Source organism: Streptomyces sp. NRRL S-1813 (assembly GCF_000719605.1).
In the GTDB taxonomy this organism is placed as follows: domain Bacteria; phylum Actinomycetota; class Actinomycetes; order Streptomycetales; family Streptomycetaceae; genus Streptomyces; species Streptomyces decoyicus.
On the sequence record NZ_JOHB01000005.1, the window covers coordinates 70,074 to 82,081 of the forward strand.

9 protein-coding genes are annotated in these 12,008 nt (G+C 69.1%); 7 read left to right on the forward strand and 2 right to left on the reverse strand.

Going from position 1 to position 12,008, the window contains the following annotated elements; genetic code table 11:
* The first annotated feature begins 44 nt into the window (after positions 1-44).
* The gene (gene clpX, locus IF67_RS0110395) at positions 45-1,328 is read left to right on the forward strand and encodes an ATP-dependent Clp protease ATP-binding subunit ClpX (protein WP_030984376.1); all 1,284 of its coding nucleotides are present in this window, start codon (positions 45-47) and stop codon (positions 1,326-1,328) included.
* Positions 1,329-1,460: 132 nt separating this feature from the next.
* Here clpX and IF67_RS0110400 read toward each other — a convergent pair whose 3' ends face one another.
* Positions 1,461-2,423 (reverse strand): hypothetical protein, encoded by a 963-nt coding sequence (locus tag IF67_RS0110400; protein ID WP_030984378.1) that lies wholly within the window; start codon positions 2,421-2,423, stop codon positions 1,461-1,463.
* 151 nt (positions 2,424-2,574) lie between these two features.
* Between IF67_RS0110400 and IF67_RS0110405 the strand changes: the two genes are divergently transcribed.
* A complete protein-coding gene (locus tag IF67_RS0110405; protein ID WP_030984380.1) occupies positions 2,575-5,223 on the forward strand; it encodes a valine--tRNA ligase in 2,649 nt (882 codons plus the stop codon).
* Here IF67_RS0110405 and IF67_RS0110410 read toward each other — a convergent pair.
* Entirely contained in the window at positions 5,189-6,403 is a 1,215-nt protein-coding gene (locus IF67_RS0110410; RefSeq protein WP_030984382.1) for a hypothetical protein, read from the reverse strand. The genes IF67_RS0110405 and IF67_RS0110410 overlap by 35 nt on opposite strands.
* A gap of 241 nt (positions 6,404-6,644) precedes the next feature.
* Here IF67_RS0110410 and IF67_RS0110415 point away from each other — a divergent pair, with 241 nt between their 5' ends.
* The 5 genes from IF67_RS0110415 (at position 6,645) to IF67_RS0110435 (ending at position 12,006) form a co-directional block, all read left to right on the forward strand.
* Positions 6,645-8,099 (forward strand): peptidoglycan D,D-transpeptidase FtsI family protein, encoded by a 1,455-nt coding sequence (locus IF67_RS0110415; RefSeq protein ID WP_030984383.1) that lies wholly within the window; start codon positions 6,645-6,647, stop codon positions 8,097-8,099.
* Positions 8,100-8,232: 133 nt separating this feature from the next.
* Positions 8,233-9,786 carry a bifunctional tetrahydrofolate synthase/dihydrofolate synthase gene (gene folC / locus IF67_RS0110420; protein WP_030984386.1) on the forward strand — a complete coding sequence of 518 codons (1,554 nt, stop codon included), beginning with the start codon at positions 8,233-8,235 and terminating at the stop codon, positions 9,784-9,786.
* A gap of 2 nt (positions 9,787-9,788) precedes the next feature.
* Positions 9,789-10,142 (forward strand): DUF4233 domain-containing protein, encoded by a 354-nt coding sequence (locus IF67_RS0110425; RefSeq protein ID WP_030984387.1) that lies wholly within the window; start codon positions 9,789-9,791, stop codon positions 10,140-10,142.
* A gap of 136 nt (positions 10,143-10,278) precedes the next feature.
* Positions 10,279-10,692 carry a nucleoside-diphosphate kinase gene (gene ndk / locus IF67_RS0110430; RefSeq protein WP_030984389.1) on the forward strand — a complete coding sequence of 138 codons (414 nt, stop codon included), beginning with the start codon at positions 10,279-10,281 and terminating at the stop codon, positions 10,690-10,692.
* A 294-nt stretch (positions 10,693-10,986) separates the two neighbouring features.
* Positions 10,987-12,006 carry a rod shape-determining protein gene (locus tag IF67_RS0110435; protein WP_003985182.1) on the forward strand — a complete coding sequence of 340 codons (1,020 nt, stop codon included), beginning with the start codon at positions 10,987-10,989 and terminating at the stop codon, positions 12,004-12,006.
* Positions 12,007-12,008: the final 2 nt, after the last annotated feature.

The window sequence follows — 12,008 nt, forward strand, 5'->3', positions numbered from 1 at the left end:
GGTCCGCGGAGCAATGCGGATCCCAGGCGAAGGGGAAGCACCTCGTGGCACGCATCGGTGACGGCGGCGACCTGCTCAAGTGCTCATTCTGCGGAAAGAGTCAGAAGCAGGTGAAGAAGCTCATCGCGGGACCTGGTGTGTACATCTGCGACGAGTGCATCGACCTCTGCAACGAAATCATCGAGGAGGAGCTCGCAGAGACCTCCGAGGTGCGGTGGGAGGAGCTCCCCAAACCGCGGGAGATCTACGAGTTCCTGAACGGCTATGTCGTCGGCCAGGACCCCGCCAAGAAGGCCCTCTCGGTGGCCGTCTACAACCACTACAAGCGGGTGCAGGCGGGCGAGAACGGCACCGCCCGCGGCGAAGAGGGCATTGAGCTCGCCAAGTCCAACATCCTGCTGCTCGGCCCGACCGGCTCCGGCAAGACGCTGCTCGCGCAGACCCTCGCCCGGATGTTGAACGTCCCCTTCGCGTTCGCCGACGCCACGGCGCTGACGGAGGCCGGCTATGTCGGTGAGGACGTCGAGAACATCCTCCTCAAGCTGATCCAGGCCGCGGACTTCGACATCAAGAAGGCCGAGACCGGCATCATCTACATCGACGAGATCGACAAGGTCGCCCGGAAGAGCGAAAACCCGTCGATTACCCGCGATGTCTCCGGCGAGGGCGTCCAGCAGGCGCTGCTGAAGATCCTGGAAGGCACCACCGCCTCGGTCCCGCCCCAGGGCGGCCGCAAGCACCCCCACCAGGAATTCATCCAGATCGACACCACCAACGTCCTCTTCATCGTCGGCGGTGCCTTCGCCGGTCTGGAGAAGATCATCGAGGCTCGGTCCGGTACCAAGGGCATCGGCTTCGGCGCCACGATCCGCTCCAAGCGGGAGATCGAGTCCAAGGACCAGCTCCAGGACGTCATGCCGGAGGACATGGTGAAGTTCGGGATGATCCCGGAGTTCATCGGCCGCCTCCCCGTGCTCACCTCGGTCCACAACCTCGACCGCGAGGCCCTGCTCCAGATCCTGGTCGAGCCGCGCAACGCGCTCGTCAAGCAGTACAAGCGCCTCTTCGAACTCGACGGCGTCGAGCTGGACTTCGACCGTCCGGCCCTGGAGGCCATCGCCGACCAGGCAATCCTGCGCGGCACCGGCGCCCGCGGTCTGCGCGCCATCATGGAGGAGGTCCTCCAGGCGGTGATGTACGAGATCCCGTCCCGCAAGGACGTGGCCCGCGTCGTCATCACCGAGGACGTCGTGCACTCGAATGTGAACCCGACCCTGGTGCCGCGCAACCGCGGCGACTCGGGCGAGCCGCAGGAGAAGAGCGCGTAGGCGCACGCAGTACGTACGCATCACAAGAGCCGCCCGGCAGCGATCGCTGCCGGGCGGCTCCGTATCGCCATCCGAAGCCCACCGGTGGTGACCGGCGGGGCCGCCGATGCCTCAGGACCGGGGGCCGCGGGGCTACTTCTCCTTGCGGACCTCGTCACGGATCTTGGCGGTCTTCTCGGAGAGCTGCTCGGCGCCGGGCGTCGTCGCGGTGGCGCCGCCTGTGGGGGACGGTGCGGCCAGTGCCTGGACGACGCCGATGGCGCTGCTGTCGCCCCAGATGCAGGTGGAGACCGTGACGGGCACGCTCACGCCGCTCCGCGTGATGGTGATTTTCTGGGTCCTGCACTTCATCACGGAGCCGTCGAAGCCGTTCGGGGAGTACTCGGTCGTCGGAGTGACGTCCTCGATCTTGGCGCCCTTGTCCTCAAAGGTCTTCTTCTGGCCCTCGTCCACCTTGGCGAACATCTGGCCCACGGTTCCGCCCGGGTCGGCGACGTTGCCGTACACGCCGCCGACCGTCAGCTGGAGCCCGCCGTCCCCCTTGTAGCCGGAGTTGACGCCCTTGGCGTTCGTGATGCCCAGCGCCTTGGCTTCCTTGTCGTTGGCGAAGTCCTCGGTACCCGAGCTGCCGGCTCGCTGAGCCTTCGTGAACTGACCGCTCAGCAGCGTGTTCGGCAACGAGATCGTGTAGGGCTTCACATCGCCCCCCGACCCGAAGGCGAAGTACGCGCCCACGCCGATCGCCGCGACGACCGCGACCGCGCCGACGATCAGGCCGACCTTCTTGCCGTTGCCGCCGCCGGTCTCCGGGGGGCCCTGGGGGATCATGCCGTACGGGGTCTGCTGGCCGCCGTACGGAGCCTGCTGGCCGTAGCCGGGCTGGCCGCCCTGCTGGGGGTAGCCGTAGCCCTGCTGAGGGGGTGCCTGGCCGCCCTGCTGGGGATAGCCGTAGCCCTGCTGAGGGGGAACCTGGCCGCCCTGCTGCGGGTAGCCGTAGCCCGGCTGCGGGGCCGGCGGCTGCTGCGGCTGGCCGTACGGGCCGGGCTGCTGGGGCTGCTGGCCGTACGGGCCGGGAGGCGGCTGGTTGAAGCTCATGGAACGGTTCCCCTCGTGACAACTGGAGCCAGTTGAAGTTCTGCGTGATGTTTATGCGCTGCCGACATCCTGTACGACGCCGCTGACAGCCGTGGCCCCGGGGGCGAAACCGATTCGAAGCTGCGACATCCGCGCCCGTACACTGTCCGTCGTGACCGAGAACACTCAGCAGAGCAACCACAGCGCCCCCGAACTGCCGACTCAGTACACGCCGGCCGATGTAGAGGGGCCGCTGTACGAGCGCTGGGTAGAGCGGGGTTACTTCGAGGCGGACGAGAAGAGCGACAAGCCGCCGTACACCATCGTCATTCCGCCGCCGAACGTCACCGGCTCCCTGCACCTGGGGCACGCCTTCGAGCACACGCTGATCGACGCGCTCACCCGCCGCAAGCGCATGCAGGGCTACGAGACGCTCTGGCAGCCGGGCATGGACCACGCCGGTATCGCGACCCAGAACGTCGTCGAGCGGGAGCTCGCCAAGGAGGGCGCCTCCCGGCACGACCTGGGCCGTGAGGCGTTCGTCGAGCGCGTCTGGCAGTGGAAGAGCGAGTCCGGCGGCCAGATCTCGGGCCAGATGCGGCGTCTGGGCGACGGTGTCGCCTGGTCGCGTGAGCGCTTCACGATGGACGAGGGCCTGTCCAAGTCCGTCCAGACGATCTTCAAGCGGCTCCACGACGACGAGTTGATCTACCGCGCCGAGCGGATCATCAACTGGTGCCCGCGCTGTCTGACCGCCATCTCGGACATCGAGGTGGAGTACCAGGACGACGAGGGCGAGCTCGTCTCCATCCGGTACGGCGAGGGCGACGCCTCCATCGTCGTGGCGACGACGCGGGCCGAGACGATGCTCGGGGACACCGCGGTCGCGGTCCACCCGGAGGACGAGCGCTACGCCCATCTCGTGGGCACCGAGATCGAGTTGCCGCTCACCGGCCGCCGTATCCCGGTCGTCGCCGACGAGCACGTCGACCCGGAGTTCGGCACGGGCGCGGTCAAGGTCACCCCGGCGCACGACCCCAACGACTTCGAGATCGGGCGCCGGCACGACCTGCCGAACCTCGCCGTCCTCGACGAGCGCGGCGTGATCACGGCACACGGCCCCTTCCAGGGCCTGGACCGCTTCGAGGCCCGTTCCGCGATCGTCGGTGCGCTGCGCGCCGAGGGCCGGATCGTCTCCGAGAAGCGCCCGTACACGCACTCCGTCGGGCACTGCTCGCGCTGCAAGACCACCATCGAGCCGCGGCTGTCGATGCAGTGGTGGGTCAAGGTCGGCCCGCTGGCGAAGGCCGCGGGTGACGCGGTCCGCGAGGGCAAGGTCAAGATCCACCCCAAGGAGATGGAGTCCCGCTACTTCGGCTGGGTCGACAACCTCCACGACTGGTGCATCTCGCGGCAGCTGTGGTGGGGCCACCGCATCCCCGTCTGGTACGGGCCGAACGGCGAGGTCGTCTGCGTCGGACCGGATGACGAGGCGCCCACGGGCGAGGGCTGGACGCAGGACACCGATGTCCTGGACACCTGGTTCTCCTCCGGGCTGTGGCCGTTCTCCACGCTCGGCTGGCCCGAGCAGACCCCGAGCGTCGAGAAGTTTTACCCGAACTCCGTCCTGGTCACCGGCTACGACATCCTCTTCTTCTGGGTCGCCCGGATGATGATGTTCGGGCTGTACGCGATGGACGGCACCCCGCCGTTCCACACCATCGCGCTGCACGGCATGGTCCGCGACCAGTTCGGCAAGAAGATGTCCAAGTCCTTCGGGAACGCGGTCAATCCGCTGGACTGGATGGACTCCTACGGCTCGGACGCCGTCCGGTTCACGCTCGCCCGTGGTGCCAACCCCGGCGTCGACGTCCCGATCGGCGAGGACTGGGTCCAGGGATCCCGTAACTTCGCCAACAAGATCTGGAACGCCACCCGCTTCGCGCTGATGAACGGTGCGACGGTGGAGGGCGAACTCCCGCCCGCCGAGCAGCTGTCGGCGACCGACCGGTGGATCCTGTCCCGGCTGAACTCGGTCGTCGCCGAGGTCGATGCGTACTACGACGACTACCAGTTCGCGAAGCTGTCGGACACCCTCTTCCACTTCGCCTGGGACGAGGTCTTCGACTGGTACGTCGAGCTGTCCAAGACCACGTTCATGGCGGGCGGTCCGGCCGCCGACGCCTCGCGCCGGGTCCTGGGCGAGGTTCTCGACGTCACGCTGCGGCTGCTGCACCCGATCGTCCCGTTCGTCACCGAGACCCTGTGGACGACGCTGACCGGCGGTGAGTCGGTCGTCATCGCCGACTGGCCGAAGGCTGTGCTCGTTGCTGGGGCTGACGCCCCGGGCGGCTTCCGGGACGAGGCGGCGGAGCGGGAGATCGAGACGGTCCAGCAGGTCGTCACCGAGGTCCGCCGCTTCCGCTCCGACCAGGGGCTCCAGCCGGGCCAGAAGGTCCCGGCGCAGCTGGAGCTGTCCGGTACGGCGCTGGCCGCGCACGAGGCCGCGATGCGCTCGCTGCTGCGGCTCCAGCCGGCCGGTGAGGGCTTCAGCGCCACCGCCTCGCTGCCGGTCGCGGGTGCGAGGGTCGCGCTGGACCTGTCCGGCACCATCGACGTCGAGGCCGAGCGCAAGCGGCTGACCAAGGACCTCGGCGCCGCCGAGAAGGAGAAGGCGCAGGCCACCGCCAAGCTCGGCAACGAGGCGTTCCTCGCCAAGGCGCCGGAGAAGGTCGTGGACAAGATCCGCGGCCGGCTGGAGGCCGCGGAGGCGGACATCGTCCGGATCACCGCCCAGCTGGCGGCCCTGCCCCAGGCGTAGGCGCGGGACCGGGCCACGGTCCGGTATCCGGGCCGCCCATGGGCCCCTCGTGTGCAGGCCCCTCGTCCGTACGGGCGGGGGGCCTGCGCCGTCCCTGCCCCCGCTGCCCCCGTTCGCGTACCGGCCAGAACAGGGCATATGCCGTCGAGACGGCCACGAACGCCAGGCGGATCAGGCCCCGGGCGGCATCGTCGGGGACGGCGAAGACACCGCCGTAGAGGATGAGCAGGGCCAGCCAGCTCCACCAGGGGACCAGCCGGCGCTGGCCGATGACGTCCCACAGCAGGGTGCCGAGCAGCACCGACGCGGTGTAGTACGTGTAGACGCCGGGGTCGAGGACGATACGGGCGTTGGCGCCCAGCAGGACCACCGCCGCCCAGCGGCCCCGCCAGACGGCGACCGAGCCCAGGGCCAGGCCGAGGGCGGCCTGCGCGGGGCGGTCCCAGCCGGGGGTCTCGGGGTCGCCGACGCCCAGCCAGCGCAGCGCGGACGCCGGATGGTTGGGGATGGCGAACCTCGCCGCGGCGAAGGACTGCGAGTCGCCGAGGAAGAACGGCAGCCAGGCGAGCACGACCAGGCCCGCGCACCACAGTCCGGCGCGCAGCCACTTCTCCCGCGGCAGGGCGAGCAGCAGGGGGAGGAAGGCCAGTGCGGTGGGCTTGGAGTCCATCGCCAGGGCCAGCCAGACGCCGGTGAGCGCGGCGTTGCCGCGGGTGAGGGCGCGTACCGCGAGGGCGGTGAAGAACAGCGCGAGGACGTCGTCGAGATGCCCGAAACGGACCGCCACCTCGATCCACATGGGGATGAAGGCCAGTCCGGCGACCAGGACGCGCTGCCGCAGCCGCTGGTGGTTGGTGCCGGTGCCCAGGAAGTGGCGGGCGGCACTGCGGCCCGCCAGCACCACGATGACCAGGCCCAGCAGCGACATCAGGGCCGCGGCCAGGAACTGCCCGGTGGCCTCGGAAAAGGGGTTGAACAGCCCGGCCGTCAGAAAGCTGAGCGGGCCCATCTGGAGCTCGGGGTGGTGCGCGTAGAGGTTGAGCCCGCCGGAGCCGTCGCCGGCGTCGCCCTGGTAGATCAGTGCGCCGCCGGTGCGCAGATAGTGCCAGGAGAAGCCGCCGTGCGGCTCGACGACGACGAACCACAGCACCGTCCAGGCGGTGAGCAGTATCAAATGCATCCGCTGACTGATCGCCGGCACCCGTCTTCAGCTCCTGCCTTCCCGCGCTGCCTCGTGCTGATCACCGGGGACCTGCGCAGCCCGCCGTCGAAGAGGGCGAAAGGCGGCGACAAGTTGTCCCGGCCGGGCGATCAGGGCGTTCTCATGGCCCTCTCATGTGGCCGAGGCACGGTGGGACGGAATGCCCGGATGCCGGAGTTCCAGCGGAACCGCACGTCCACCACCGAGGAGCCGCGCCCCCATGAACAAGCCCCTGCGCCGGGCCGCGATCTTCTGCCTGGCCCTCATCGTCGCGCTGATGGGCTGGGTCACCTGGCTTCAGGGCGCAAAGGCCGGTGAGTACAAGGAGGACCCGCACAATCCGCGGGTGGCGATCGGCAAGTACGCGGCGCCGATGGGCAACATCCTCGTCGGCGGGGAACCGGTGACCGGCTCCGCCGCCACCTCCTCCACGCTCAAGTACAAGCGGACGTACAAGGACGGCTCGCTGTACGCCCCGGTCACCGGCTTCACCTCGCAGATCTTCGGCAGCAACCAGCTGGAGAACCTCTACGGCGACCTCCTCGACGGCTCCGACAGCCGGCTCCAGAGCCCCGCCGACGCGCTGACCCGCACCCGGGCCAAGGGCGGCGATGTGGCCACCGCCATCGACCCCGCGGTGCAGAAGGCCGGCCGCGGGGCGCTGGGCGGCAAGAAGGGCGCCGCCATCGCCATGGACCCGGCCACGGGTCGGGTCCTGGGCATGGTCAGCACCCCGTCGTACGACCCGGGGAAGTTCGCGGGCTCCGGCGGCGCCGACCAGAAGGCCTGGAAGAAGATGTCCGACGACTCGGACCACCCCGAGGTCAACCGGGCCCTGCGGCAGCCCCTGCCGCCCGGCTCCACGTTCAAGCTGGTGGTCGCCGCGGCCGCGCTGGAGAACGGGCTGTACTCCTCGGTGGACGAGGCCACCCACAGCCCCGACCCGTACACCCTCCCGCACACCCGCACCAAGCTCACCAACGAGAACGCCTCCGCGCCCTGCAAGAACGCGGACATCCGCACCGCGCTCCAGTACTCCTGCAACACCGTCTTCGCGCAGATGGCCGTCGACCTGGGCAAGGACAAGGTGAAGGCGCAGGCCGAGAAGTTCGGCTTCAACGACGAGAAGGTGGACACCCCGGTGCGGGCCGGCACGAGCCGCTACCCCTCCGACATGGACGAGGCACAGACCGCGCTGTCCGGGATCGGCCAGTTCGACGACCAGGCGACCCCGCTACAGATGGCGATGATCTCCTCGGCCATCGCGAACGGCGGCGAGCTCAGGACCCCGCAGCTGGTCGACAAGCTGACCGACGGCGGCGGCAACACCGTCCAGGACTTCGGCCCCACGACGTACGGCGACGGCAAGAGCATGTCGGCAGGGACGGCTCAGCAGCTGCAATCGGCGATGCAGACGGTCGTGGACAAGGGCACCGGGTCCGGCGCGAAGATCGGCGGACTGACCGTCGGCGGCAAGACGGGCACCGCCCAGCACGGTGTCGACAACAGCGGTACGCCCTACGCCTGGTTCGTCTCGTACGCCAAGGACGGCAAGGGACGCCAGGTGGCGGTGGCCGTGATGGTCGAGGACGGGTATGCCGCCCGCAACGAGATCTCCGGCAACGGGCTGGCGGCCCCGATCGCACGGGCCATGATGAAGGCGGCACTGTCGTAGGCGAGGGGCGGCTCCGGCGTACGGGCGCGTTCCGGGGGCGGATCACGCCGTCCGTCGCCCCGGGATGCGGCGCGGTACCGGCCGGAGGCAGCGCAGCGCACCGCTGTCACACGTGCCTCGTAGACTGGTCGGCGTGAGCGAGCGCCCCCAGAACGACGACCCCGACCCGAACGAAGCCTTCGACGAACTGGTCGAGGCGGAGACCGACCATCCCCAAGCTCTCGACTCCGCTCAAGCAGGGGAGACCCCACCCCCGGATCTTGCGGTGATCGAGGCCGGCAGCCGGACCTTGCGCGCCCAGGCCGGGCCGCCGCAAGGGGACGGCATCCCCGCCCGCCCGGCCGATCCCGAGGTCGACCGTGCGCTGCGCGCCGTCGAGGACGAGCTGGCAGGCCGCTGGGGTGAGACCAAGCTCGACCCGTCCGTCCAGCGCATCGCGGCGCTGCTGGACATCCTGGGCGAGCCCCAGCGCGCCTATCCCTCCATCCACATCACGGGCACCAACGGCAAGACCAGCACCGCCCGCATGATCGAGTCCCTGCTGTCCGCCTTCGATCTGCGCACCGGCCGCTACACGAGCCCGCATGTCCAGTCGATCACCGAGCGGATCAGTCTGGACGCCGCCCCGATCTCCGCCGAGCAGTTCATCGAGACGTACCGGGACATCGCCCCGTATGTGGAGATGATCGACGCCCAGCAGGAGTACCGCCTGTCGTTCTTCGAGGTGCTGACGGCGATGGCGTACGCCGCCTTCGCGGACAGCCCCGTGGACGTCGCGGTCGTCGAGGTCGGCATGGGCGGCACCTGGGACGCGACGAACGTCATCGACGGCGATGTCGCCGTGGTCACCCCCATCGCCCTGGACCACACCGACCGGCTGGGGGAGACGCCCGAGCAGATCGCTGTTGAGAAGTCCGGGATCATCAAGAAGGACGCCACGGTCGTGCTGGCCCAGCAGCCGGTGGACGCGGCGTCGGTGATGCTCAAGCGCGCGGTCGAGGTGGACGCCACGGTCGCCCGTGAAGGCATGGAGTTCGGGGTGCTGAACCGCGAGGTCGCGGTCGGCGGGCAGATGCTGACGCTGCGCGGACTGGGCGGCGAGTATTCCGAGATCTTCCTTCCGCTGTACGGCGCCCATCAGGCGCACAACGCCGCGGTGGCGCTCGCCGCGGTCGAGGCGTTCTTCGGCGTCGGCTCGGATCACGCCCGCACCCTCGACATCGACACCATCCGCTCCGCGTTCGCCGCCGTCAGCTCGCCCGGCCGGATGGAGGTCGTGCGGCGCAGCCCGACGGTCGTGCTGGACGCGGCGCACAACCCCGCGGGTGCGCGGGCGGCGGCCGAGGCGGTCACCGAGGCGTTCGGGTTCAGCCGGCTGGTGGGCGTCGTCGGCGCCAGTGCGGACAAGGACGTACGGGGTTTCCTGGAGGCGTTCGAGCCGATCTTCGCCGAGGTCGTGGTGACGCGTAATTCGAGCCATCGTGCGATGGATCCCGATGAGCTGGCGGCCGTCGCCGTCGAGGTCTTCGGCGCCGAGCGGGTCCAGGTCGAGCCCCGGCTCGACGACGCCCTGGAAGCGGCGATCACCCTCGCCGAGGAAGAGGGCGAGTTCTCCGGAGCGGGTGTGCTGGTGACCGGCTCGGTGATCACGGTCGGCGAGGCCCGGCTGCTGATGGGGAGGAGCTGACCATGCGCACGCTGTGTGCCGGCACCCTGATAGGCGAATTCTTCGTGATCGGCTTCGCCGGCCTGGTCGCGATGCAGATGACCGAACTGCCGGCGGCCACGATCTGGACGGTCAGCGGGATCGCGATGCTGCTGAGCATCCTGCTGTGCGGGATGCTGACCCGTCCGGGTGGCGTCCAGCTCGGCTGGGTGCTTCAGATCGCGCTGATCGCCAGCGGTTTCGTGGTCCCGACGATGTTCTTCCTGGGTGGGATCTTCGCGGCCCTGTGGTGGGCGTCGGTCCACTTCGGCCGCAAGATCGATGAGGCGAAGGCCCGTTGGGCGGCGCAGGCCGAGGCTTCGGCGGAGCCCGCCTAGGAGGCCTGCCGCCGCCCGGTCCCGGCGAGGCCCTCAGGGGCGCGTCAGGGGCCGGGGGCGGGCCCGCGCAGGGCCTGGTCACCCATGTAGCCTCAATGCACCCGCTGACCGTTGTTCATATCCAGGGAGTTTCTCCGTGAGCCAGCGCACCCTCGTCCTCCTCAAGCCTGACGCCGTCACGCGCGGTCTGATCGGCGAGATCATCGGCCGTATCGAGAAGAAGGCCGGCTGGACGATCAGCGCGCTGGAGCTCCGCAGCCTGGACCGCGAGATCCTCGAGCAGCACTACGCCGAGCACGTCGGCAAGCCGTTCTACGAGCCCCTGGTCGCGTTCATGTCCTCCGGCCCCGTGGTCGCGATGGTCGTCGAGGGCGAGCGGGTGATCGAGGGCGTACGGATGCTCGCCGGTCCGACTGACCCGATTGCCGCGCCGAGTGGGTCCATTCGTGGGGACTTCGGAACGATCACCCGAGAGAATCTGATCCATGCGTCGGATTCCGAAGAGTCCGCCGAGCGCGAGATCAAGATTTTCTTCCCCGGCATTTCCTGACGCCTCATCAGCTGTGCACCCCCCGTGACCAGGGGCGACCGACAAAATCATCGGTCGCCCTTTGGTGTATACGACACGATCGGGGGAACGCATCACCGCGACACGACGTCACCATTAAGGGGGGCGGGTGCGTGTACGGCTGACAATGGCGGAACAGCCTCCCGACGTGTTCGAGTGGGCGCACTACGAACTACGATGGAGGCTTCCGCGCCGCACAGCGCATCACCTCCTGCCGACCTCCAGTAAGCATTCGCTCCAGTTGGGAAGGCCAGACGTATCCTCATGGGGAACAACATGTCGTTCATCGGCCGTGACATGGCTGTCGACCTCGGGACCGCCAACACGCTGGTGTACGTCAGGGGCCGCGGCATCGTCCTCAACGAGCCGTCGGTCGTGGCCATCAACACCAACACCGGCGGCATTCTCGCGGTAGGTGCTGAGGCGAAGAAGATGATCGGGCGCACGCCCGGCAACATCGTCGCCGTACGGCCCCTGAAAGACGGCGTGATCGCCGATTTCGAGATCACCGAGCGGATGCTCCGCTACTTCATCCTCAAGATCCACAAGCGGCGCTATCTGGCCCGCCCGCGGGTCGTCGTGTGTGTCCCCTCCGGCATCACAGGAGTGGAGCGCCGCGCGGTCATCGAGGCGTCGACCCAGGCCGGTGCGCGCCAGGTGCACATCATCGAGGAGCCGATGGCCGCCGCCATCGGGTCCGGCCTGCCGGTCCACGAGGCCACCGGCAACATGGTCGTGGACATCGGCGGCGGGACGACCGAGGTTGCGGTCATCTCGCTGGGCGGCATCGTCACCGCGCAGTCCATCCGGGTGGCCGGCGATGAGCTCGACAACGCGATCATCCAGCACATCAAGAAGGAGTACAGCCTTCTGCTGGGCGAGCGCACCGCCGAGAGCATCAAGATCACCATCGGTTCGGCGTACGACCTCGAACAGGACGAGCACACCGAGATCCGCGGCCGTGACCTGGTCTCCGGCCTGCCGAAGACCGTCGTCATCTCGGCCGCCGAGGTCCGCAAGGCCATCGAGGAGCCGGTCAACTCCATCGTCGACGCGGTCAAGACGACGCTCGACAAGTGCCCGCCGGAGCTGTCCGGTGACGTCATGGACCGCGGCATCGTGCTCACCGGAGGCGGCGCCCTGCTCCGCGGCCTCGACGAGCGGCTGCGCCGCGAGACCGGCATGCCCATCCACATCGCCGAGGACCCGCTCGACTCCGTCGCGCTCGGTTCCGGCAAGTGCGTCGAGGAGTTCGAGGCGCTCCAGCAGGTTCTCGACTCCCAGCCGCGCAGGTAGCA